This window comes from Enterococcus durans NBRC 100479 = LMG 10746, assembly GCF_001544215.1.
Taxonomy (GTDB): domain Bacteria; phylum Bacillota; class Bacilli; order Lactobacillales; family Enterococcaceae; genus Enterococcus_B; species Enterococcus_B durans.
This window is the reverse complement of sequence record NZ_BCQB01000003.1, coordinates 1-23,619: the sequence shown is the minus strand read 5'-3', so window position 1 is coordinate 23,619 and position 23,619 is coordinate 1. Positions and strand designations below refer to the sequence as shown.

26 protein-coding genes, 1 other RNA gene and 1 pseudogene are annotated in these 23,619 nt (G+C 38.1%); 22 read left to right on the top strand and 6 right to left on the bottom strand.

Annotated features, from left to right (window positions below):
* Nucleotides 1-2 precede the first annotated feature (2 nt).
* The 4 genes from ED2_RS01355 to ED2_RS01340 all read left to right on the top strand — a co-directional run bounded on the left by ED2_RS01355 (nucleotide 3) and on the right by ED2_RS01340 (nucleotide 3,568).
* On the top strand, nucleotides 3-1,334 hold the full coding sequence (locus tag ED2_RS01355) for a DRTGG domain-containing protein (protein ID WP_060789676.1): 1,332 nt from the start codon (nucleotides 3-5) through the stop codon (nucleotides 1,332-1,334).
* A 14-nt stretch (nucleotides 1,335-1,348) separates the two neighbouring features.
* Nucleotides 1,349-2,299 carry a DHH family phosphoesterase gene (locus ED2_RS01350; protein WP_016177725.1) on the top strand — a complete coding sequence of 317 codons (951 nt, stop codon included), beginning with the start codon at nucleotides 1,349-1,351 and terminating at the stop codon, nucleotides 2,297-2,299.
* Between the two features lie 148 nt (nucleotides 2,300-2,447).
* Complete coding sequence (locus ED2_RS01345) at nucleotides 2,448-2,783, top strand: zinc ribbon domain-containing protein YjdM (RefSeq protein WP_005876683.1); 336 nt, start codon at nucleotides 2,448-2,450, stop codon at nucleotides 2,781-2,783.
* A 77-nt stretch (nucleotides 2,784-2,860) separates the two neighbouring features.
* On the top strand, nucleotides 2,861-3,568 hold the full coding sequence (locus ED2_RS01340) for a zinc metallopeptidase (protein ID WP_005876685.1): 708 nt from the start codon (nucleotides 2,861-2,863) through the stop codon (nucleotides 3,566-3,568).
* A 539-nt stretch (nucleotides 3,569-4,107) separates the two neighbouring features.
* On the opposite strand, the gene ED2_RS01330 is transcribed toward ED2_RS01340, so the two are convergent.
* Nucleotides 4,108-5,127 carry a helix-turn-helix domain-containing protein gene (locus ED2_RS01330; RefSeq protein ID WP_016177726.1) on the bottom strand — a complete coding sequence of 340 codons (1,020 nt, stop codon included), beginning with the start codon at nucleotides 5,125-5,127 and terminating at the stop codon, nucleotides 4,108-4,110.
* 302 nt (nucleotides 5,128-5,429) lie between these two features.
* Between ED2_RS01330 and ED2_RS15575 the strand changes: the two genes are divergently transcribed.
* The 3 genes from ED2_RS15575 to ED2_RS01320 all read left to right on the top strand — a co-directional run bounded on the left by ED2_RS15575 (nucleotide 5,430) and on the right by ED2_RS01320 (nucleotide 6,628).
* Nucleotides 5,430-5,585 carry a hypothetical protein gene (locus ED2_RS15575; RefSeq protein WP_164703915.1) on the top strand — a complete coding sequence of 52 codons (156 nt, stop codon included), beginning with the start codon at nucleotides 5,430-5,432 and terminating at the stop codon, nucleotides 5,583-5,585.
* Between the two features lie 40 nt (nucleotides 5,586-5,625).
* Nucleotides 5,626-6,171: a hypothetical protein gene (locus tag ED2_RS01325; protein ID WP_005876691.1), complete on the top strand. Its 546-nt coding sequence runs from the start codon at nucleotides 5,626-5,628 to the stop codon at nucleotides 6,169-6,171.
* A gap of 121 nt (nucleotides 6,172-6,292) precedes the next feature.
* Nucleotides 6,293-6,628, top strand: coding sequence for a hypothetical protein (locus tag ED2_RS01320; protein WP_016177727.1), 336 nt, complete (start codon nucleotides 6,293-6,295; stop codon nucleotides 6,626-6,628).
* Nucleotides 6,629-6,827: 199 nt separating this feature from the next.
* Here ED2_RS01320 and ED2_RS01315 read toward each other — a convergent pair whose 3' ends face one another.
* Complete coding sequence (locus ED2_RS01315) at nucleotides 6,828-7,892, bottom strand: cysteine desulfurase family protein (protein ID WP_060789675.1); 1,065 nt, start codon at nucleotides 7,890-7,892, stop codon at nucleotides 6,828-6,830.
* Between the two features lie 89 nt (nucleotides 7,893-7,981).
* Here ED2_RS01315 and ED2_RS16255 point away from each other — a divergent pair.
* The 6 genes and pseudogenes from ED2_RS16255 to ED2_RS01290 all read left to right on the top strand — a co-directional run.
* Nucleotides 7,982-9,030, top strand: a pseudogene (locus ED2_RS16255) (FAD-dependent oxidoreductase); the annotation flags it as partial.
* Between the two features lie 333 nt (nucleotides 9,031-9,363).
* Entirely contained in the window at nucleotides 9,364-9,438 is a 75-nt protein-coding gene (locus tag ED2_RS16250; protein ID WP_238026621.1) for a hypothetical protein, read from the top strand.
* Nucleotide 9,439: 1 nt separating this feature from the next.
* Nucleotides 9,440-10,285, top strand: coding sequence for a carboxylating nicotinate-nucleotide diphosphorylase (gene nadC / locus ED2_RS01300; RefSeq protein WP_005876697.1), 846 nt, complete (start codon nucleotides 9,440-9,442; stop codon nucleotides 10,283-10,285).
* On the top strand, nucleotides 10,282-10,767 hold the full coding sequence (gene nadA / locus ED2_RS16495; protein WP_016177731.1) for a quinolinate synthase NadA: 486 nt from the start codon (nucleotides 10,282-10,284) through the stop codon (nucleotides 10,765-10,767). The genes nadC and nadA overlap by 4 nt, the downstream gene beginning before the upstream one ends.
* Nucleotides 10,739-11,380, top strand: a complete 642-nt coding sequence (locus ED2_RS16490; RefSeq protein WP_016177732.1) for a quinolinate synthase NadA — start codon at nucleotides 10,739-10,741, stop codon at nucleotides 11,378-11,380. The genes nadA and ED2_RS16490 overlap by 29 nt, the downstream gene beginning before the upstream one ends.
* A 992-nt stretch (nucleotides 11,381-12,372) precedes the next feature.
* Nucleotides 12,373-12,756, top strand: a complete 384-nt coding sequence (locus ED2_RS01290; RefSeq protein ID WP_016177733.1) for a hypothetical protein — start codon at nucleotides 12,373-12,375, stop codon at nucleotides 12,754-12,756.
* A 145-nt stretch (nucleotides 12,757-12,901) separates the two neighbouring features.
* On the opposite strand, the gene ED2_RS01285 is transcribed toward ED2_RS01290, so the two are convergent.
* On the bottom strand, nucleotides 12,902-13,753 hold the full coding sequence (locus ED2_RS01285) for a helix-turn-helix domain-containing protein (RefSeq protein ID WP_005876702.1): 852 nt from the start codon (nucleotides 13,751-13,753) through the stop codon (nucleotides 12,902-12,904).
* Between the two features lie 105 nt (nucleotides 13,754-13,858).
* Between ED2_RS01285 and tadA the strand changes: the two genes are divergently transcribed.
* The 6 genes from tadA to ED2_RS01255 all read left to right on the top strand — a co-directional run bounded on the left by tadA (nucleotide 13,859) and on the right by ED2_RS01255 (nucleotide 18,322).
* Nucleotides 13,859-14,374, top strand: coding sequence for a tRNA adenosine(34) deaminase TadA (gene tadA / locus ED2_RS01280; RefSeq protein ID WP_005876704.1), 516 nt, complete (start codon nucleotides 13,859-13,861; stop codon nucleotides 14,372-14,374).
* A gap of 14 nt (nucleotides 14,375-14,388) precedes the next feature.
* An RNA gene (gene ffs, locus ED2_RS01275) (signal recognition particle sRNA small type) lies at nucleotides 14,389-14,475 on the top strand.
* Nucleotides 14,476-14,816: 341 nt separating this feature from the next.
* Nucleotides 14,817-16,199, top strand: a complete 1,383-nt coding sequence (locus ED2_RS01270; RefSeq protein WP_005876706.1) for a bifunctional metallophosphatase/5'-nucleotidase — start codon at nucleotides 14,817-14,819, stop codon at nucleotides 16,197-16,199.
* A gap of 36 nt (nucleotides 16,200-16,235) precedes the next feature.
* On the top strand, nucleotides 16,236-16,904 hold the full coding sequence (locus ED2_RS01265) for a YutD family protein (protein WP_016177734.1): 669 nt from the start codon (nucleotides 16,236-16,238) through the stop codon (nucleotides 16,902-16,904).
* A gap of 7 nt (nucleotides 16,905-16,911) precedes the next feature.
* Nucleotides 16,912-17,676 carry a TIGR01457 family HAD-type hydrolase gene (locus ED2_RS01260; protein WP_016177735.1) on the top strand — a complete coding sequence of 255 codons (765 nt, stop codon included), beginning with the start codon at nucleotides 16,912-16,914 and terminating at the stop codon, nucleotides 17,674-17,676.
* 1 nt (nucleotide 17,677) lies between these two features.
* Nucleotides 17,678-18,322: a TIGR01906 family membrane protein gene (locus ED2_RS01255; RefSeq protein WP_005876712.1), complete on the top strand. Its 645-nt coding sequence runs from the start codon at nucleotides 17,678-17,680 to the stop codon at nucleotides 18,320-18,322.
* A 93-nt stretch (nucleotides 18,323-18,415) separates the two neighbouring features.
* On the opposite strand, the gene ED2_RS01250 is transcribed toward ED2_RS01255, so the two are convergent.
* Nucleotides 18,416-18,925 (bottom strand): phosphatidylglycerophosphatase A family protein, encoded by a 510-nt coding sequence (locus ED2_RS01250; protein WP_005876714.1) that lies wholly within the window; start codon nucleotides 18,923-18,925, stop codon nucleotides 18,416-18,418.
* A 120-nt stretch (nucleotides 18,926-19,045) separates the two neighbouring features.
* Nucleotides 19,046-20,044 (bottom strand): NAD(P)/FAD-dependent oxidoreductase, encoded by a 999-nt coding sequence (locus ED2_RS01245; RefSeq protein WP_005876716.1) that lies wholly within the window; start codon nucleotides 20,042-20,044, stop codon nucleotides 19,046-19,048.
* 372 nt (nucleotides 20,045-20,416) lie between these two features.
* On the opposite strand from ED2_RS01245, the gene ED2_RS01240 reads away from it, so the two are divergent.
* On the top strand, nucleotides 20,417-21,001 hold the full coding sequence (locus ED2_RS01240) for a peptidylprolyl isomerase (protein WP_005876718.1): 585 nt from the start codon (nucleotides 20,417-20,419) through the stop codon (nucleotides 20,999-21,001).
* Nucleotides 21,002-21,044: 43 nt separating this feature from the next.
* Here the strand turns inward: ED2_RS01240 and ED2_RS01235 are convergent, their stop codons facing one another.
* Nucleotides 21,045-22,211, bottom strand: a complete 1,167-nt coding sequence (locus tag ED2_RS01235; RefSeq protein ID WP_016177736.1) for a MalY/PatB family protein — start codon at nucleotides 22,209-22,211, stop codon at nucleotides 21,045-21,047.
* A gap of 87 nt (nucleotides 22,212-22,298) precedes the next feature.
* Here ED2_RS01235 and ED2_RS01230 point away from each other — a divergent pair, with 87 nt between their 5' ends.
* Nucleotides 22,299-22,679: a CvfD/Ygs/GSP13 family RNA-binding post-transcriptional regulator gene (locus tag ED2_RS01230; RefSeq protein ID WP_005876722.1), complete on the top strand. Its 381-nt coding sequence runs from the start codon at nucleotides 22,299-22,301 to the stop codon at nucleotides 22,677-22,679.
* Nucleotides 22,680-22,752: 73 nt separating this feature from the next.
* Nucleotides 22,753-23,115, top strand: a complete 363-nt coding sequence (locus tag ED2_RS01225; RefSeq protein ID WP_005876724.1) for a hypothetical protein — start codon at nucleotides 22,753-22,755, stop codon at nucleotides 23,113-23,115.
* Nucleotides 23,116-23,619: the final 504 nt, after the last annotated feature.

The following is a 23,619-nucleotide window of genomic DNA, read 5'->3' as shown; positions in this document are numbered from 1 at the left end:
TTATGGCGACGAAGCATGATTTAATTTTAGAATATATTGAAAGTTTGCCAGTAGGAAATCGTATTTCAGTAAGAAGTATTGCAAAAGAACTGAGTGTCAGCGAAGGTACTGCCTATCGAGCAATCAAAGATGCGGAAAATGTTGGTTTAGTCTCGACCATCCAACGCGTTGGTACGATTCGGATCGAGCGGAAATTAAAAAAACATATCGAGCGTTTGACGTTCGGTGAAGTTGTACGGATCATTGAAGGAGATGTGTTAGGTGGTGCCTCTGGGCTTGATAAAGTACTGAACAAATTTGTGATCGGCGCAATGACAAAGCATGCAATGGAACGCTATATCACTCCCGGATCGTTGATGATCGTAGGGAACAGAGCAGAAGTGCAAAAGCTTGCTTTAGAGGATGGTGCAGCAGTACTTATCACAGGTGGTTTTGATACAACTCCTGAAATCGCACAGTTAGCAGATGAATTAGCTATGCCAATCCTGCGAACAAGTTATGACACGTTTACAGTTGCGACAATGATCAACCGTGCATTGAGTGATCAGTTAATCAAAAAAGATATCATGCTAGTCAGTGATATTTATATGTCAGCAGAAAAAACACACTACTTATTTCAAACAGATACAATTGCTGATTATCAGAAATTATCAGAAGAAACACAGCATTCACGATTTCCTGTAGTGAATCGTCATATGCGTCTGATGGGAATCATCACAGCAAAAGATGTGTTAGGAAAATCAGCTACTCAATTTATTGATCGTGTCATGACGAAAGAACCGATCAGTGTCAAAAAAACGATGAGTGTCGCTTCAGTCAGCCATCAAATGATCTGGGATGGCTTGGAAGTGATGCCAGTAGTGTCAGATGATTTGACTCTTGAAGGAGTAATCACTCGTCAGGATGTAATGAAAGCTATGCAGCTCGTCCAAAGACAGCCGCAAATCGCAGATACGATCTCTGATCAGATTTCTGGCAGCATCCAAACAATCGATGTGGATAAAGAAGGAAATCGTTTAGAGAATCCTAAATTCAAGTTTGTCGTGACCCCACAAATGGTCAACGGCGTCGGTACGATTTCCTTTGGTGTTTTGAGTGAGATCCTTGCAGATGTCGCACAAAAAACAATGGTGATGAATCAGCGAAGAAACATTTTGATCGAACAAGCAAATCTGCATTACCTACGTTTGATCCAATTAGAAAGCGAGCTAGATATACGTCCTCGAGTATTAGAAATAGGCAGAAGATCTGCCAAACTAGATATCGAAGTATACATTGAAAATACGATCGTTTCAAAAGCTATTGTGGTGTGTCAAGTAATGGAACGTTCTTAGAAAGCAGGAAAAAAATGTCTATCCAATCAGAAATAATAACAGAAATAAAAAAATATGATCGAATCATCATCCATCGGCATCAACGCCCTGACCCAGATGCGTTAGGCTCTCAAGTTGGGTTAGCAGAAATTTTACGAGAAAGCTTTCCAACCAAAGAGATTTATCAAGTGGGTGAAACAGTTGAGGGGCTTCGTTTTTTAGCAGAGATGGAGACGATAGAAGATCAGGTGTATCAAAATGCATTGGTGATCGTGACAGATACAGCAAATTCCCCTAGAATCAGTGATAAACGCTATGATCTTGGCGATAAACTGATAAAGATCGATCATCATCCAAATGATGAGCCTTACGGAGATTTGGTCTGGGTCAATAGGGATGCAAGCAGTTGCAGTGAAATGATTGCTGAGTTTGCGTTGCTATTCCCAGATGAGCTAAAAATCAATGCGCAAGCAGCCCGTCTTCTTTATGCAGGAATCGTAGGGGATACTGGACGTTTCTTATATCCAGCTACTACCTCAAGAACGCTAGAGATTGCTGCAATCTTAATGAGCTATCCGTTTGATGCAAGCGCGCTAAACCGAGAAATCGAACAAATGCCTATGAAGGTGGCGAAACTTTCAGGGTATATCTATCAAAATATCGAAGTTGATGAACATGGCGCTGGCAAGGTGATCTTATCCCAAGAAATCCTTTCGAAGTATGCGATTGATGACTCCGAGACAGCTGCAATCGTCTCATTGCCTGGAGTGATCGATGAGGTATTAGCATGGGGGATCTTTGTTCAACAACCAGAAGGCTATTATCGTGTACGCCTACGTTCGAAAGGCCCTGTTATCAATGAACTGGCGAAGCGTCATCACGGCGGTGGACATCCATTAGCAAGTGGAGCCAATGCGAAAGATCTCACTGAAGTAGCAGAAATCTATCAAGAAATACAAGAAATGTGTCGGGCATTCAACAAATAATTTTGTCCAAAGCTTCTGAATGATAATAAGATAGATACAATAATCGTAAAGGAAATCATTATTGTGTTAAAAATCACAAATGTGTCTTTTCAAATTGCGAGCTATCCGTTACAATATGGATTAACGCTATTTTTAAAGGAGAAAGAAGATGACATTACCAAATTGTCCGCAATGCGGATCTGAATATACCTATGAAGATCGAGGGCTTTATATTTGTCCAGAATGTGCAAATGAATGGAGCAGTGAAGAAACGAATCAACAAGAAGAAGGATTGGTTGTACTTGATGCAAACGGGAATCGTTTGGCAGAAGGGGATAGCGTCACAGTGATCAAAGATTTAAAAGTCAAAGGCGCTACAGGAGCAATCAAACAAGGCACGAAAGTCAAAAATATTCGTTTAGTTGAAGGCGATCATAACATTGACTGTAAAGTCGATGTCTTCGGTCCGATGAAGTTAAAATCAGAATTTGTTAAAAAGCTATAAAAAGCTCAAGTTATTTTCACATTCTTTTCGTATTACTCATGGTAAAATAAGGTAAAGTAAAAAGGAGTGAAATCAACATGTATGGATATGGAATGTATGGTTTCTTTGATCCAACATTTATATTAGTCATAGCTGGTCTGATCATATCAGGAATTGCTTCGGCTTACGTCAATAGTACGTTTCGAAAATATGATCAAATACAAAGTAAAAATCACGTGACAGGTACGCAAGCAGCTCAATTCATTTTACAAAGTCAACAGATCAATGATGTTGGAGTGCAACAAATTGCAGGGAATTTAACAGATAACTACAATTCTGGGAATAAGATGTTGAGTTTATCTCAGGCAACTGCTCAGTCGACATCTGTTGCAGCAATCGGTGTAGCAGCTCATGAATGTGGACACGCTGTCCAAGACGCAGTCGGTTATGCACCGCTGAAAATCAGAGCGGCATTAGTTCCGGTTGCGAACTTTGGCTCAATGATCTCATTTCCACTGATTTTGGTAGGGGTACTTTTAAGCTGGAATGATACCTTGATCAATATTGGAATATTTGCTTTTTCGTTAGCTTTATTGTTTCAATTAGTCACATTGCCGGTGGAATTCAATGCATCAAGACGAGCAATCCGTATCTTAAGTGAAGGCGGTCTTTTGGCAGAAGATGAAGTACCGATGGCTAGACACGTATTGTTTGCAGCCGCATTGACTTATGTAGCAGCTGCTTTATCTACTTTTTTACAGTTGTTACGTTTGATCCTGATTTTTGGTGGAAACAGAAGAGATTAGGAACAAAAAGAATCATTTTTTACTTTTCTTTCATTCAAAATCAGCAGTTAAATTGGCTGTCGATCATAGAATTTGAACTACGAATTCTTATGATCGACAGCTTTTTTTGTATTCTCTGTTCTTGCTCTATTGGATGTAGTACTTCTCCATGCGTAAATAAATCCAGTTAGTATGTAGTTAAAAAATGTCAATTGAGATACATTTTTTTGATCAAGTTGATCAGTTTGGACCATGATTCATTCTCATCGTGTGGATCAAGATAAAAGATTTCAGCATTTTGCTGGAATATCTCAAATTCATCGGTGATGATCAAATCTGCCTTTTCTGGAGTTTCAGTAATATGTAGGAATTGCTCATTAAAGAGATTTTTCAATCGACTTTTTATGTAATAATTACCGGTCAATGGTTTGTTTATTTGAAAATGAATAAAGAGTTCTTTTTTTTTTCTGCGTGTAAAAGTGTATGAATCAACTGACTAAGTTTTCCAGTAAGTATTTCTTTGTGGGGGGAATGTAAGTAGACACATTCGATAAGTGCTTTTATCTTCTCCAGTTGGCTATCTTCAATTGCTTTACTTGGCGCCTTTTTTGGAAAAAAAGTGTCTGGAAATCTTCTACGTTCTTTTCTAGCAATAAAATGAACGACGTCATCATGATGATGAAATACCCGTAATAATATTTTTTTTCTGGTGTACGAATAAAAGGAAAGGAATCGGCAAGTTTTTTTACTAAGAGCGAAGTTTTTCGGCAAATTGGATGGTTGCTTTTAGATAATTCATAACCAAAAAGTGTTTTTTGCTGATCCGAAACTAGATTAGGAAAAAAGTAGCACAGCAGGAAATTAAATATGATGATTTCATTTATTGCGATATTTTGCGGAAAGATTGAAAAAAAGTGCTGTTTGAACTCTCCAGAAAAATCTTTTGTTTGATAGATGATCCTCATTATTTCATAGGTGGATAGCATTGTAGGATCGTCCAGATGTTGCAGCTTCGACCGAATCATAAAAATGGCCATCAGCAAGAATCTGGTTTCATATTGTTTGATCGCTGTTTTTGTTGATAGTTCATGTGACAGCAACTTCTCTTTTTTTACCGAAGAATATCTCAGACTTTTTAGAGGCCATTGAATACCTTGGAAAGATTCTGAGAAAAAATGATACATAAAGACTCTTAAAAAAAGTTCATTTCCTGTGATCATATAGCAATTTTGGCGTGAAACAAGTTGTAATTGGAAACGACCTAATACTTTATTCAATTGCCTCTTTAGTTTTTCAAGATAAGAAGGTGAAATATATAGCTGCTCGAGTAAGATTTTTTTAGGGACATGAGCGTCTGGATAATTAAAAAGCAATAATAAGAATTTGAATCGATTTGATTCTTGAAGATAGAATAACTTTACCCTATAGAAAATAGACATTTTATCATTTAAACTTGGCTCGATTGTTTGGATCGTTCCTTTCGCTGTAGACTGGATAAAATTGGCGATTTTTAAATATTGGAAAATTGTTCCATTCAGCTTTCGTATGATTTCTTTGATGGTTCTTTTTGGAATTGACAAAGTAGTAGCTAATTCTTGTAGCGTACATGTCTCTTTTTGAATGATCGTATAGAGAACAAGTAATTCTTTTTTCTAGCATCGATTAACATGAAGTCCTCCTTTTTAATCTTAATGTTGTCCAGAACGAGACAAAAAATGTGAGTGGAAAGTGTTTTTAATGTATGTTATTCTCACATTATACTAGAATATTATTTTTATAATCGTTATTTAAAAAGCATCATTGATTCATTTATCCTATTGTTTATTTCTTTGCTTGATTTGTCAAGCTATAACGGATGGTATAAAATAAAAAATTTGTTTTTATGTTGATATTAAGCCATAAGTATTATGTTTTAACAGCGATGTGTATGATGGGTCATGAACAAATCAGTGTTCAATTATACCTTGTGGAAAAGCTTGCACAAGTTTCTGTTATGTTTGTTATTTTTATCGATGAGGAAACGAATACACAAGAATAGGATCAGTCAATAAAATCCAAATGAAAGGACGAATGAGTCCGTGGGAAGAGTAACAAATTTTAGTAAAGAGTATTTACTCTTTAAAAGTATGGTGTATGCTGAAGAAAACGGGATATCGATGATAACAGCTAGAAGCTTAGCTTCTTTTTGTGGTTGCTCTACTTATCCAATCTATGCGCATTTTAAATCGATACGTATACTAAAAGAAAAAATACTTGAGGAGATCACGATTTGTTTCGATCGTTACTTGATGGAGTATGTCGTAGATGATTTTTTTAGTATTGTTCATTTATTAAAAGAATTCTTTTCGATCCATGAAAGTATCAGGGGTGTGGTGATCAAATTTGAATTAGATATGGCTTCCTTATTCAAACGTGCATTTTTTGAGTACATACAAGAACAAACCGGAATCAAAGAACCTTACTTATTAGAATTATTGTGGTTAAATGCTTTGGGTAGTTTGAATTCGGACAAGTCTTCCCATGAATTTTTCGAAACGATGACACTGATCTGGAACAAGCTGGCGGAGTTGGAAGAAAACTTACCAGAAGTTTTGACCAATATCCAGTACTTACCTAGTAGATGAGGGACAGAAAATGATTTTAGTCTAAATTTCTTTGTTTTTTTGACTCAGGCAACGGGGTTAAATAGTACGTTTATTCTTTTGTCTATGCTATGATTAAGTTAGATAAAAGGAGCTGATAATTATGAAAACATCAACAAAAGTAACGATCGGATTAACTGTCGCAGCTGCTGCTAGTGTGGCAACTACTGTTATTGTTTCAGGTAAAGTGATTGAAAAGATTCATCATCTAACGACTCGATCAAAAGTAAAAAAATTCGTGAACGATAAATTTGATGGCAATGAAAAATTATTAGATATCGTCGATCATTTATCGGATAACGACTTGGACTCTTTGATGGGGATATTAAAAAAGATCAAATCTGGAAAAAAGAAAATTTCAGTTTATGGTGATTCACTAAAAGGATCAACGGAAGATGTAAAAGATCGTCTGTTGCATTTTATCGATAATATGATGTGACACACTATCGAGTTAAGCTTAAAAGACTAGTCAACGAGCAAGGAAAAGGAATTTTCCAAAGACCGTTTGACTAGTCTTTTAAGCTTTTTTTATTATTGTCTTCAGACCTAATAGGCTGTAGTCGACTGATCAAAGGTGGTTTAGCCTACAGCCATCATCAGGAAGTTTTTATTGTCTAGTACATACATTATAAATTTTGTTAGGAGGCAGCATCCGTGATTTCCCTTAACGTTTGAGCCAACTGGTGGACTTGGTCAAGGGTCGTCGCTGAACTGAATGAGACTCGAAAAAAGTGATCTGCTTGATTTTTGTCCAGTCCTAATGCGGCTAAGCTGGGATCGACTAACTCACGACTGTTGCAAGCCGCAGTCGTCGATAAGGCGAAATCTCTTTCCGCCATCGCCGTCACAAGATCGCTGGCGCCAAGGGAGGGGGAAAATAATCCGAGGATTCCTGGAAAATCCCCCGCAACGAACTTCCAATCAGGCAAATCATTTACCAAAGCCTGTTGAAGCCTCCGAAAATAAGTCAGATTTTGCGACATTTCCTTAAAGGCTTCACTAGCCGCCTGAGTAAAAGCCGCAATGGCCGGCAAATCTTGCGTCCCACCACGAAAACCGTGTTCCTGCGTCGTTCCAGGACTGAGGGGGCGAAAAGCGACTGTTGAATCAAGATACAGTAAGCCACAGCCTTTGGGACCAGCGAGCTTATGACTGGCGGCACTAAAAGAGCTGATACCTTTTGGTAAAGGCTGTTTACCAAAACTCTGGACACAATCGCAGTGAAACAGGATTTTGTGTTGGCGAGCTATCTTGGCCAAGGCATCAATCGGTTGTTGGATAACCACCAGTCCCGTCTGATCTGTTAGTGCTTCAGCGAAAACAGCCGGTGAAATTTTTCCTTGCTGATCAAGGGGCAGTTTTTTTACCCGAATCGTTGGATCAGCGGCCAAAGCATAAAGTAATGAGGGATGTTCAATCGGGCTGACCAACACTTCACGTCTTTCTTTTGGAAGTAGTTTTAAACTCAAAGCTAAAGCCAATTGATTACTTTCGGTTCCGCCACTGGTGAAAATCAAACTTTCGGCTGGTTTCTCAACCAGTTCGCTAAAGACTTGCCGGCAATGGCTCAATAATTGTTGAGCAGCCTGTCCAATGGGGTGGTCGCTGGAGGGATTCCCATAATATTTTTCTGCTGTTTCAAGGTAAACTTTTAATGCAATCGCTGACATTGGTGTAGTTGCCGCATAATCAAAATAGTTCATAGAAACTCCTTTCTAAACTGTCTTGACATGTATGGTAGAATAGGTGCATATTATTGTCAAGACACAAACATATTGGGGATCGATTTAAGATGAAAACAAAAACAGTAATTATTGTTGGTGGAGGCCTAGCCGGTAGTTTGACTGCCACTAGCTTACAGGAGCAATGTAAAGTGACATTGTTTACCAAAAAAAAATTGACCGATTGCAATTCGATGCTAGCACAAGGGGGAATTGCTGTTGCTATGTCACCAGATGATAATTGGCGGGCCCACTATCAAGATACTCTCAAAGCCGGTGTTTTTCATAATGATCCGGCGGCAACGAGCCTATTAGTCAAAAATGGGGTCACAGCGATCGAGAAGATGATTCAACAAGGAATGGCTTTTGATCAAGATGAGCAAGGAAATTGGCAATTTGGTTTGGAAGGAGCCCATAGTTTTCCTGGAATTTTACATTGTCATGGAGATCAGACCGGTAAATATCTGACACGCTTTGCCCATGAACATTTGGCGCAAGTGGAAATCAAAGAAAATCAGCCGGTGACTCGTTTGCTCTTAGGAGAGGGACGCTGTATCGGGGTGGAATATCTGAGTGAAACCCGAGAACCTACACAACTTTATGGGGATGCTGTCATTTTAGCAACTGGTGGCATCGGCGGGTTGTATCCTTTGACCACTAATGACGAAACCATCACCGGCGATGGAGCGGCTTTAGCTATCCGAGCGGGAGTAGCTTAGCGGATATGGAATTTGTTCAATTTCATCCGACATTATTAACCCAGGATGGAAAGTGTTACGGCTTGATTTCCGAAGCTGTCCGGGGAGCGGGGGCCCATTTAGTTGATGAGCATGGTCGCCTAGTGATGAAGGAGGTCCATCCAATGCAAGACCTAGCTCCACGCGACATCGTGGCACGGGCATTGACCGCAGAATATCAAGCCGGTCATCAAATTTTCTTGGATCTGAGGGAAGTACAAGATTTTGAAACACATTTCCCCCAGATTACCCAATTAATCGATCGCCATCAAATTCCATTTCGGCAAAACAATTTGATTCCGGTTCGACCAGGGGCACATTTTATGATGGGGGGGATTGCTACGGATCAAACTGGTGCTACTAGCTTGCCAGGATTGTATGCAGTCGGAGAGGCCGCTTGTACCGGAGTTCATGGCGCGAATCGCTTAGCCAGTAATTCCTTATTGGAGTGCGTTGTCTTTAGTCACCAAGTAGCCCAAGAGATTGCGGATTTACCCGACGAAACAAAAACGACAACACCTATTTCTCAAAAGCTAGCCGATAAATTTACTTTACCGGATAAAGCAGCATTGCAAACTCGGGCTTGGGCAGCGCTGGTAATCCAACGAAGTCCAACAGAAATCGAGGAATTTTTAACTTGGCTGGCCCAGTTTGATTTTCAATCTTTACCAGCCCACTATAGTTTAACTGAATTAGAAACAGCAAATTTGTGCTTAGTGGCTGAAGCAATTGCTCAAGCAGCCTTGGCACGCAAAGAAAATTTAGGGGCCCATGCCTGGAGGAAAAATTAAGATGAATCAGATTGCAGTAAAAGACGCATTACACTTATTTCTCAATGAAGATCTCGGTTTTGGTGATCTTTCCAGTGAAACAATCTTTCCCGTCGAAGCTCAAGGGGAAGGAACCTTTCTTCTAAAGGCTGATGGAGTAGTTTGTGGTTTATTCATTGCCCCGTTAGTCTATGAATTATTAGGAGGACAGGTGGAATTTACACCGCTAGTGGCAGAAGGAAGTTATCAATCGGCAGGAACTATTTTGGCAAAAGTCACCGGACCGATTCGCACACTGTTAACCGGCGAACGGACAATCTTGAATCTATGGCAGCGAATGGGAGGAATTGCCACCGCGACTAGGATTGCTTGTGAGCGTCTCGCTGACCCAAGTATCAAAATCTGCGATACCCGCAAGACGGCGCCAGGGCTGCGATTGTTTGACAAGTACGCGGTGACACAAGGTGGTGGGTTTAATCATCGTTTTGGTTTAGACGATGGGGTGATGTTAAAGGATAATCATATCTCCTTTGCCGGCGGGATACCAACCGCCGTTAAAAAAGCCCGCCAACAATTAGGCCACATGGTAAAAATCGAAGTGGAAGTGGAAACAAAAGAAGAATTGCAGGCGGCGATTGAGGCTCAGGTGGATGTGATTATGTTCGATAACCGCACGCCCACTGAAGTCAAGGAATTTCAGCAGCTGGTCCCCGCCGGTATCACCACTGAAATTTCTGGTGGGATTACATTAGAAAATATCGCGAACTATCAAGGAACGGGGGCAGATTGCATTTCTCTAGGCTTTCTGACCCACTCAGTAACAGCTTTAGATATCAGTTTCAATAGTAAGGAAGGAGTAAAAGGATGAGCATTTTGACAGAATTTCAAGGTCAACGCATCGCGCAGGATTATTTTAATGCTTCAGCAAGTCAGCTAACAGAAAAAATTCTGGCAGCCAAAAAACAATTCGGTTCGCGGCTATTAATCTTGGCTCATCACTATCAAAAAGATGAGATTGTGGACTTGGCCGATGAGGTAGGGGATTCTTTACAATTGGCTCAGCTTGCCGCCAAAAATAAAACGGCGAAATATATCGTTTTTTGTGGCGTCCATTTTATGGCGGAAACAGCTGATATGTTGACAGAAGCCAATCAGCAAGTAATCTTGCCAGATTTGACTGCGGGTTGCACGATGGCAGATATGGCGGATCGTTATCAACTACAGGCCGCTTGGGAGCAACTACAGGAGAAATATCCTGCTGAAATTTTACCGATTACCTATATTAATTCGACTGCTGCCGTGAAAGCTTTTGTTGGGGAACATGGGGGAGTTTACCGTAACTTCCAGTAATGCGACCCAGGTGTTGAAATGGGCATTCAAGCAGAAGAAGCGAATCTTTTTTTTACCGGATCAACATTTAGGCCGCAATACAGCTTTTGGTATGGGCATTCCTTTATCAGACATGGCCCTGTGGAATCCCCGTAAAAATGAACTGATTGCCTCCGCTGAAACTGACCCAAGAGTGATTCTCTGGGATGGCTGGTGTTCGGTGCACCAACAATTTACCTCAGGTCAGATCAAAGCCTTAAAGCAAGCTGACCCTGAGATTAACATAATCGTCCACCCTGAATGTCCTCAGGAAGTAGTGGCGTTGGCCGACGAGTATGGCTCCACCAATAAAATCTTGCAGGTGGTGTCGGCGGCTCCGGCGGGTAGTCATTGGGCGATTGGAACTGATAATAATCTTGTCGGTCGAATGAAGGACACCTTTACCGATAAAAAAATCAGTTTTTTGAATCCTCGTTCCTGTGCCTGTTTGACGATGAATCGCATCCGTTTGCCTCATTTAGCTTGGTCTTTGGAACAATTGGTGCAAGGTGAAGTCGTCAACCAGATCACAGTCGATGAAAGAACCACAAAATCAACTTTAAAGGCCCTTGAACGGATGTTAGCCTTAAGTTGATCAGATGATATTGGTAGTAAGTCAGAATAGTCAAAAAGCTAGGCGCTGAGGAAATAGTCTAAATACCTTAGTTCTTAGCTTTTTGTGAGTTCGCGGTAGTTGGTTTTCGGTATTGGACTCAACGCACTTTTTTCGCTGGAGCAACTCATTGGAAACTTCCGTGGCTTGGCATCGTGCCAGAAGAACTAATTCGCCCAAAAATTATCAAGAATTTTTGGGCGAATTAGCCAAAGAAAACTAAAAAAGCAATTTGTGAATCAACGTTATGAAGCAGACAATATACTGGTGTTTCATCCAGGGTGTTTTTAAACCAAAATCCGGTATAGAAATTTCCATTGACCTTGTTCGTCTGTCCAACGAGGGCTCAAGATGGAGGGGCTAGCGGAAAATTTTAGTTATCCATACAAAGAAAAATATTACTAGAAGTGTAATGATGTTATAATTACGTTAATATCATTAACCGATAACAGTATTAAAGAGAACTTTGTAAAGAATAGTGTGCTGTTTTAGTAAAAATAGAAAGGTAGGTTATGTTGATGACAGTATTTTTACTATAATATCCTTATTCATAGCTATTTCAGTGGTAATAACTATAGTATCAGTGCTGTTAAAAATTAAAGGTAAAATTGATTCTGATTGGTTAACAGTTTTTTTGACCAATTTTTGTTTTATTAAGATGTGGTGTATTTTTAGTATTTGGATTACTGTTGATGTATTTTAGTAATTTTGGTTTGTAAAAATTATCAGGCATAAATAGATTTAGAAAAATTATAGTAGGATATTATTAGATTTTTAATGCTACCCATAATTCGTTTTATTGGTAGTTATAATTTATTAATTTGTTTTGCAAACGTTTTTATTTTGAGGGAAAGTAAATCGAACATTTGGATACCGTGTCTTATGTTTACATATTTTTGTACTATACTCTTATGCGTATTGCAAAAAAAATTAAGCTATCTAAGCGTAACTACAATATAAAGGAGAATGACAAATTGAATACTTTTACAAAGTGGTATAAGAAACTAAATATCGTTGGTCGTGTATTATTTACACTCGGTTTATCAGCTGTGTTTTACTGGATATTATCGGTACTCTTTCATACTTCTTTCGATTGGTTAATTATTCTTTATTATGGGGGGTATGCCTTGTTAATTCTTGGTGTTTTAAAACTTAATTTACGAACGAGTATTTCATGGGTTATTTATTGGCTCACACCTTTTATTGTGTGGAACTTAACTTCAATTTACGTCCATCATAATTTTAAAGGCTTCAAAACCATTATATTTAGTTTGTTAGCAACGTTTGCTTTTTCAGCTATGTTGCTAACTCTATCTGAGGCTTTTAAAGAGATGAAAAGTGATGAGAGCAATGGCTAATAAAAAGTTAGAAACAGGGATTGGGGCAATGCCCCAAAAATAAAAAGAAGAGATCGAGATAAAAGTCGCTTAGGTTTGAGAAATTGGAAAAAAAGGCTGGGACAGAAGTGTTTTCTTACTTTTGTCCCACGTTCTTATTTAGAAATCAGTTTTGCAACAGAATAAGATAGCAAAAAAGGAGATCATTTGCTTCTTTTAAATTGAACCCGGTTTGTTCTTGGAACTTCTCAATTTTATATTTCAACGTGTTTCGATGGAGAAACAACGCTTTAGCGGTAGAGCTGATATTTCCTAGATTTCGCCAAAGCTCCAAGATGATTCCTTCCATTTCTGCTTGTTTTAGTATTTCTCGATAGCTATGCATCAAGGAACTCTTTTCGATTGTTTCCCTTGTGTAATGTTGAAGAGCGATTTCTGACAATGTAGTGGTACGATTGTAGGCACCCAAATGTTGCTTTTCCTGTAAGAAAATCTTTCGTTCTTCAAAAAACAAATCAGGAAGATCTTGTGTAGGTAAATGAAATGTTCCAATGAATGCTTGTGTGGTTATATCAAAGTCAGTATCAAGCGAAAGAAAAATCCCGTTAAGTTCGGTAACATCAAGATAGCCCGTTTGTTTTTTTTCAATGATCAGTGCATCTGTCTCAGTATAAAAGAAAAAATCTTCGAGAGAAAAGAACATTTCGCGGATAGTTTCTTGCCACTCTTTTTTGAGAAAGCCAGTTCTAGGTGTGACGTGTAATTGAATGATACGGTAACTGTTATCTAGAGAAATAGGCTTGTTTTCAAAGAGAAACTGATACCATACATGAGTAGTTGCGTTGATCGTATTAGGGAATAGCGCTTCCAAAAGATTCAATTCCTGAGAAGACAAAGAGTTTTTTTCAATCCATAAGAACTCATTTTCTATCAACAAAGAAAGAATCTTTTCATCAGAAGCAGGATGTTTCTTTCTTTGCGCATTGGGATAAAGTTCAATCAGTTTGGTCATATTCATGGGATTCACCTCCCCTATAGTTTACCATAAGAAAAAAAGCTAGTTACAACCTTTTTGACATATGCTACAGTTAAACAAGAAATAAAAAGCAGAGGAATTTTAAAAGTGGACGAACAAAAAGTGCAAGAAAAAGAATATTGGATGCGTTTAGCTATAGAAGAAGCGAAAAAAGCACATGAATTAGAAGAAGTGCCAATCGGGGCAATCGTTGTACTAGACAATGAGGTTATCGGGCGAGGATACAACTTACGAGAAACAACACAGGATGCTACGACTCATGCAGAAATGATCGCTATCAAAGAAGCGTGTCAAAAGGTCGGAAGCTGGAGATTAGAAGAAGCACAGCTATATGTCACCTTAGAACCTTGTCCGATGTGCAGTGGGGCAATGATTCTTTCACGTGTAAAAGAAGTCTATTTTGGTGCGTTTGATCCAAAAGGTGGTACTGCGGGTACATTGATGAACCTTCTTGAAGACGAACGTTTTAACCATCAAGCTTTTGTCGAAGGCGGTATTTTAGAAGAAGACTGCGGGAAACTCTTAACAGATTTTTTCCGAGAACTTCGTGCAAGAAAAAAGAAAGCAAAAAAGTCTGGTCAAATTACTGAAAATGAGTTATAATAATCTTTGCCGAAAGGCTAGGACAATGGTGGGCTTGTGAAGCGTGTCAGATCTGGAAGGAAGCAGCACTAAGCAGGATCCGCCATGTGTCTGATTGAATAGATTGATCGTAAGCGTGATAAATCAGTTGATTTATCCGCATTTTTTTTTGCAATTTATCTGTATTTTATACATAGTGGATAAGAGAATGTAGTTATGCCAAGTAACTGGGACCAATAAGCAGCGAGCGTGGTACATGCTCGATTGAGTCCACCGTATATCCATCAATAGCAGCCATTTATTCGAAAAGTTGAAAGAGTTGTCCCATTCATTGGGCCAGCTCTTTTTTATGTATGTCGAATCAGCTGATAAATGAAAGAGAGACTTGGTTAAAGGAATCCCTTCAAAGTGAACATTCAAATCCCCTATGGTATTATTAAGTAAAGTGAGGCGAATAAATAAAATGGAAAATATAGTTCTTTTACATACCAATGATTTACATTCACATTTAGAAAATTGGCCAAAAATCAGACGGTTCATCGATCAAAAAAAGCGAGAAAACGAAAAGAAAGGGATAACGACGATCACAGTTGATCTCGGTGACTTTACTGATCGTTGGCATCCATTATCAGAAGCAACAAATGGTCAAGCAAATGTTGAACTGATGAATGAAGTAGGTTATGATGCGGCGACGATAGGAAACAATGAAGGTGTGGGAAATGCTAAGAAAGAATTGAATCACCTATACGATCAAGCAAACTTTGATATTTTGTTAGATAATTTATTTGATAAAAACACGTTACAGCCACCAAAATGGGCAAAACGTTTCAAAGTGATCGAAACGCCCGAGCATACCAAAATCGGATTGATTGCGTTTACTGCACCTTTTCCTCTGACTTATAGTCCGAATGGTTGGGATATCCGTAATCCCTATGACATCTTGCCAGAACTTGTTGAAGAGTTACGATCAACTGTGGACGTTTTAGTTTTGATGAGTCATTTAGGGATTCAAGACGATAGTCAAATTGCGATGGATTTACCTGCTATTGATGTTATCTTAGGGTCACATACCCATCATTTATTTAAAGAGGGGCGAGTAATCAATACTGTTCAACTGGCTGCGGCAGGCAAGTATGGACAATATGTTGGTGAAGTACATTTAACGATCGATGAAGAGAAAAAGATCGTTGCTCATTCTGCCAAAGCGATACCTACTGATTCAATGACGTCTTTTGCCGAAGATGAACAAGAAATCGAGGAATATTTGAACAGAGGCCATCAGTTGTTAGCAGAGAAAAAAGTGGCAGAGATCCCTTTTGAATTATCACTAGATATCTATGACGAATATTCGTTTATCCATGAAGCACTAGAAGCAATTAAATATAGAGGGAAAACGGAGGGTGCTATCTTAAACAGCGGGTTGTTTTTAACCAGTATTCCAGAGGGCATCGTAGACCAAGATCAACTCCACACGGCATTACCTCATCCAATGCATCTGTTGAATGTTACGCTCAAAGGAAGTGATCTGATACGTTTAGTATTAGAAATTGAAAAAAATCGAGCTTTTTTACGGAATTTTCCTATGAAAGGAATGGGATTTCGAGGTAAGATATTTGGTCAGATCGTTTATAGCGGTATTTCATATGATGCGATAAATCATCAAGTCTATTGGCTGAATAAACCAATAGACTTGGAAAAAAAGTACACGTTTACTACGGTTGATCATTTCATGTTCATTCCTTTTTTCCCAACAATTGAAATTGCAGGAGAAAATGAGTTCTTATTTCCAGAATTTATTCGAAGTGTCGTAGGCAATTACCTAAATGCTTACTATCCAATAAAATAAAAACAAGGTATAATGTGAAAGATAGGTGGTGAAAGCATGTCGGCTAAACAAAAAAAGCAACAAAACGTTGAATCCGAAAGAAAAGAAAAAAACATAACAGAAACTAGTGAAGATGAGACTGTGACAGAAGAGATTACGGCAGTCATAGAAGAAATCATTGAGGAACCAAAACCAGAAAAAGTAAAAGGAGAAATAATTACTTTTTTAGATGAAACCAATTTTTTGATTGGTGAAAGACAGTATCGACTTGTAACGAATTATCGTGAAGGGTTTGATTCTGAAAAATTAGGTGAAAGATACAGTGATGTATTATCTAGGTATGATTATATCGTTGGTGACTGGGGCTATGAACAGTTAAGATTAAAAGGTTTTTTCCGTGAAGACAATAGACGTGCTCATCCAGAACAACGAATTGACTCTCTAGAAGATTATTTGTATGAATATTGCAATTTTGGTTGTGCTTATTTTGTGATCGAGCGAATCGGTGGCAAAAAAGAAAAAAGTACACAACGTCGCAGAAAAAAGAAAAACCAAGGTCGGGCGTATATTGATGAGAAGAAAGTACCCGTAGCTTCAAATCACAAAAAACCGGTCATCAAAAAAAGAAATACAAACCAAACAAACAAAGAAACAGTAAAACCAAAAGTGAATACAGCAAAACCAAAATCAAATACGAACTTTACGATAAGACAAAGGGAAGAGTAGTGAAGAGATGAGTTATAAAGGATACTTGATTGATTTAGATGGAACAATTTATCGCGGAACAGAGCCGATCCCAGCAGGTAAACGTTTTGTGGAAGAGTTGCAAAAAAGAAACTTACCGTTTATTTTTGTGACCAACAATACAACTAAGAGCCCAGAAACAGTCGCCAACCGATTAGCAAATGAATTTGATATCCACGTTGAACCAAAAACTGTTTATACAGCTACACTTGCGACAATCGATTATATGAAAGCTGACAACAAGGGCAATAAAGTATATGTGATCGGCGAAGCTGGTCTGATCGATTTGATTTTAGAAGCAGGTTTCGAGTGGGAGGAAGCAGATCCAGATTATGTTGTTGTTGGTCTAGATAATTATTTAACTTATGAGAAGGTTGTGAAAGCAACTTTAGCTATTCAAAAGGGTGCGACTTTTATTGGAACGAATCCAGATAAAAATATCCCAACAGAACGCGGATTGCTACCGGGAGCTGGTTCTGTGATCTCTTTTGTTGAAACAGCTACACAGACACCACCCATTTATATTGGCAAACCTGAAGCAATTATCATGGATAAAGCAGTGGAGCAGTTGGGACTGAAAAAAGAAGAAGTAGTCATGGTTGGGGATAATTATGAAACAGATATTCAAGCAGGTATCCGTAATGGTATCGATACGCTATTAGTGTTATCTGGTTTTACGAAGAAAGAGGATATTCCCAATTTGCCGATTCCGGCTACGCATGTCTTGGATTCTTTAGACGACTGGAGTTTCTAATATGAAAAATAAGAGATGGATCTGGGGAGAATATGCTGGAATAATCAGCTTGTTCCTCCTGTTGATCAGTTTAGCTATTGCTATAACCATCAACTTTCGCCCATTGTATGTGTTTGATATCGATCATTTGAATATCCTAAGGTATACAACGCTTGATCAGGATACATTGTTAAAAAACTTTGATCATTTGATGGGGTATTTGAATAATCCGTTTGAAAAAGGATTAAGATTACCTGATTTTCCAGTATCAGCAAGTGGTGCGCATCACTTTTTCGAAGTCAAACGGCTTTTTCTGATCGATTATCTTGTATTGGCCGTTACGTTGATTCCTAGTATTTATTTTCTTGTTTACTTGAAGAAAAATAAACGATTTTGGCGTTTGATCCGCCCATTCCAGATTGGTATGTTCGTACCGATCGTATTAGGTTTTTTCATGGCGATAGGATTCGATCGTTTCTTCATTCTTTTTCATGAAACCATTTTTAATAATGAAGACTGGCTATTCAATCCAGCTACTGATCCAATCATAAATGTATTGCCAGAACAGTTTTTTATGCATAGTTTTATTTTGTTTTTTGTTTTAATTGAACTGTTTTTTGCATTGTTCATTTTTATTGGAAAAAGAGAATTAAAAAAAGAAAAATAAAAAGGAAGGACTCACACAACGTATAGACGTTAGTAGAGTTCCTTCCTTTTTTCGATCAAGTTTCAGCTTTCATTTACTTCTTATAGATTTGTATTACTGAGTTAATCGGCTCCGCTTTTCTGGTTCTTGATGCGCGAGACGACTAGCAGCAGAAGCAGCAATCGCTCCCACGATATCATCTAAAAATGTATGCACGTTTTTTCCATCATGACTGTTTAATTTTTTTAGGATACCAGGTTTTACTTTGTCGATGTAGCCATAGTTCGTAAAACCAATCGTTCCGTAGACATTCACGATCGATAACGCTAATATTTCATCTATCCCATACAGTCCTTCGTCATCTTCAATAATATGTTGCAAAGGAGCCATCAATTTGTTTTCTTCAGCTAAGATATCCAATTGCACACCTGTGATGATCGCGTTATGCACTTCCCGTTTCGTTAAAACAGCATTGATGCTTTCGATGCAATCCGCCAAAGTAAGATCAGAGATATAATCTTTTTGTAAAAACATCACTAATTCTGCAATGTCAGCTGTTTCTACGCCACGCTCTTTCAATAGATCCCGTGCTTTTTCTTCTAAAGTTTCAGTTTTTATAACCATGTTGTTCCTCCTTTTTTACCATTTCCTATCGAGTTAATGGTAGCTCATTCGGATGAAAAAGTAAAAAATGATCATTTGAGATAGCCCTGTCAGGTTGTACTCATATCATCTGAAAAATAGTTATTTTCTTCGCATCGTGTTGTCATATAGACTTGTACTATGCCCAGGTTGTGCCCGCTCTTTAGGATTGATGAAATGTAGCGCATTGTTAACAGCAGTTGGAGCTTCACCGAAACCAGTCGCAATCAACTTTACTTTCCCATCATAAGAGCAGATATCTCCCGCCGCATAGATACCGGGAACAGAAGTAGACATATCGGAATTTACAGCAATAGCATTTCTTGAGCTTTCGAGCCCCCACGTAGCAAGATGTTCAAGATTCGATGTAAAGCCATAATTAACAATTAAGGAATCAACCATCAAATCGATTGTTTCATCACTCTTGACCATTTGTAAACGGATATCTGTTAATTCACCATTTTCGCCAGACAAACTCTCGATAAGATAGGGAGTCAATAGATTGACAGAAGAAGACTTTAATAGGTTCACACTATGTTCATGGCCTCTGAATTCAGAACGCCGATGGATCAAATAAACTTCACTTGCAATAGGTTCAAGCATCAAAGCCCAGTCAATTGCGGAGTCGCCACCACCAGCAATTGCGACCTTTTTTCCTGCATATTTCATCAAATCATTTACAAAATAATCAATGCCATGGTTTTCATAAGTGGTTGCATCAGGTAAATTCAATTTTCTAGGTTGAAAAGAGCCATTCCCCAAAGTTAAAATTGCTGCTTTAGAATAATGGATTCCTTTTGTTGTAGTAATTTCAATGATATCTTCATCCTTCGTGATTGAAAGGACTTCTTCATTTAATTGAAAGGTATGATTGAACGTTGTCAATTGCTTTTCAAGATTTCCTACCAGTTCACTCGCTTTGATTGCCGGGTACCCAGGAATGTCATAGATATATTTTTCAGGGTAAAGTGTCGATAATTGCCCTCCTAATTGAGGTAAACTATCAATAATCTTTGTTTTCGCTTGCCGCATACCTGCGTAGAAGGCTGCAAACATACCTACTGGACCAGCACCAATAATTGTAATATCGTAGATTTCCATAAAATGATTCCTCCCCATAGACACACTATAGCAGAATTTAATTGAGAATTCTTCTCAAATAGATTAACCGTTAAAAATAAATGAATTTGAAAAAAAGCAATAAAAATTTTTCTCACTTATTGAGAGAATTATTCGTTCAGTTAGAGATGTGATATTTACGAATACTAGTGCTTCGAGTATGATACTTGTTTCGAGGATAAGATCCGCTTATAAGCAAATAGCAGATAAGTATCCGCATTTCGGAAAAAGGTACATAATCGTTTTAAACTATGTAACCTAGTCTTTTGATTTTTCTTGTGTTTCATTTAACAGTGACTAGATAGAATATGTTATTATTGCATTTGTAGTAATAAAAATTAGGAGGAAAATACTATGGCATTCCCACAATTGAATCTAGCAAATGAGAAGGGTCCAAAAGCAGTTATTAAAACAAATCGAGGAGAAATCACGGTACAATTATTTCCTGAATTAGCACCAAAAACTGTTAAAAACTTTATCGAATTAGCTAAAAAAGGATACTATGACGGTGTAATCTTCCACCGTGTTATTCCAGACTTTATGATCCAAGGTGGCGATCCAACTGGAACAGGCATGGGTGGCGAAAGTATCTATGGTGAAAGTTTCGAGGATGAATTCAGCCGCGAGCTATTCAATCTACGTGGCGCTTTATCTATGGCAAACTCAGGACCAAATACGAACGGTAGTCAATTCTTTATCGTAAATAATGAAAATGTACCTGCAAATATGCTTGGTCAATTAGAAGGGGCAGGTTTCCCTGCTGAAATCATCGAAGCGTATAAAAAAGGTGGTACACCATGGCTTGATTTCCGTCATACTGTTTTTGGACATGTCGTTGACGGCATGAACACAGTGGATGAAATCGCAAATGCGCAACGTGGCCCACAAGATAGACCTGTTCACGATGTTGTAATTGAAACAATTGAGATTTCAGAATAAGAATAAAAAGTCGAAGCAGCGTTACGCTGCTTCGACTTTTTTATTAGGCAAATGTTTTTTTGATTCGTTCCAATCCATCCAACAACACTTCTTTAGGGCATGCAAGATTTAAACGCATATGCGAGTGGCCAGCAGGACCAAAAGTAATTCCAGGGTTCAATACTACTTTTCCTTTTGTTACCAGTAACTGTTCTAGAGTTTGGTCGTCCTCTTCATAAGCAGAAAAATCCAACCACATCAAATAGGTTCCTTCAGGTATCATCACGCGTACTCCAGGCAAGTTTTCTTTGAAATAATCTTGGGCTAATTCTGCATTGTTTTTTAAATAAGGGAGAAGTTTGCTTAGCCAGTCCGAACCAGTATCGTAAGCTGCCTTGGTACCGATCAAGCCGAATGTATTCACCTCATGCTGTTGATTCATCACGAGTTTCTTTTCAAACGCTGCTTTTAACGTTGGATTTTTTATAAATACCATTGAATTTTTGATCGCTGCTAAGTTAAATGTTTTTGTAGCAGAAGTGAAAACGACCAAAGAATCATTTAAAGATTCATCAATAGTAAGCATTGAAGTGAATGTATGAGGAGCAAAAACTAAATCTTGATGGATTTCATCGCTAAAAAGCAGAACATCATGTTTTAAGCAAAGAGCGACTACTTTAATCAATTCTTCTCTCGTCCATACGCGACCACCGGGGTTATGTGGATTGCAAAGGATCATTACTTTCACGTTTTCGGTAATCATTTTTTCTTCCATATCCTCAAAATCCATCATAAATTTATGGTCTTTTTCTATCAATTTACTCCGTACGAGTTGTCGTTGGTTATTTTCCACAATAGATGCAAATGGAGGATAGACGGGATCGTGGATCAAGATACGATCGCCTACTTCAGTAAATGTCTGGATAGCAACCGCTAAACTAGCTAATACCCCACTAGTGAAGGTAATATTTTCTTTGGCTAAAGAGACATCGTGCTGCTCTTTCTCCCAATCAATCACAGCTTGATACAATTCGTCGCTGATGATCGAATACCCGAAAAGACCATGTGAAACGTACTTTTCAAATGCCTGTTTTACACTGGTAGGAGACAAAAAGTCCATGTCTGCAACCCATAATGGTAACAGATCGTTCGCATGATAAGTTTGCGCTATCGAATCCCATTTGACGCTTTCCGTATTTCTTCTTGCAATTTTTTTATCAAATTCATTCATTTGATGGCCCCCATTTTTGATTCTTCTCAGAACTTCTTTTTTTCTAACATTTACAGTATAATGATAAATGCGAAGAGAGGGAAGTACATGACATATAAAATTGGACAAATAATCAAAGGAAAAATAACTGGAATACAGCCTTATGGCGCATTTGTGTCTTTAGACGAAGAAACGCAAGGGTTGATCCACGTTTCAGAAGTACAGTCAGGTTATACAAAAAGTATTCATAGCTTGTTAAAAGTCGGCCAACCAGTAACGGTTCAGATCATTGATATTGATGAATATTCAAAAAAAATCAGTTTGTCATTGCGTACATTAGAGAAAAAAAGCCCCGTGATTCCGTATCGAAGAAAGAGATATTTTACAAATAAAAACAAAAAAATTGGGTTTGCGACCATTGCAGAGCAACTTCCTATCTGGGTAAGTGAAGCTTTGGCGGAATTAGAACAGAAAGAAAATAAGAAATAAAAAGTGTATTTTTTCTGAAAATGTGCTAGAATTTTTACGTAAGCCATAGAACAAATTGATCGAGGTGGAAATTTTGGCAAGCAAAAGAGTCGCTGGAACAATCATGTTGCATTTGGAGGATGGATCGAAAAAGTTTTTAGTCCATTCAGTTGATGATAAACTGGAGTTTGCGTTAGCAGAACTTTCAGAGGAAAAGACTGGTTTAGCAAACATACTTAGCTTTTTGAAGGAAATTGTTCATATTGATGTTAGTAAGATTGACTTGATGGAGTTGACGAATACACATATTAACCATGAGAATATCCCATTATTTGTTTTTGAAACAGAGCAAAAGAGCCAAAGTGAAAAATTAGGCGAAGGATATCTTTGGGAAGACTCAGGTCAGATGCGTTCTGTTCTTGGAACTTACGAAGTTGAAGGGGTTCCTTTCTTTTGATGTAATAGTTGAAACTAAAAGAAACTTGAATTTATTTCAAGTTTCTTTTTTCTACTCATTTTAGGCTGGATTGGCATGAATGTTAAGTAAATTCTTGTTGTTTTCTGGAAATATACCAGATAGCGCCAGTACTTTTGTGTAAAAGACGAATAATTGCTTTTTGAACCGACCATCTGGGACAAAATTAGACTAAAAATTACTATTGACGCTTGCTGTCTTACATGGTAAATTTAACAACGTTGATTTGAGAAAAATGGCTTTGATTATTTTCTAAAAGAAACTTTAAAAAAAGTTCTTGACGTGTGGGTGACCGCATGATAAGATAACTAAGTCGTTTTAAAAGAACCTATTGAAAAGCTTGATTTAATCAAGAAAAACTTCAAAAAAGTTCTTGACAAATAACAAAAGATAAGTTATGATATACGAGTTGCTGAAAGATTTCTAAAAACGAAATCGAAAATAACTTTTAAAAAAACAGTTGACATTCACTCGTCACTCTGATAT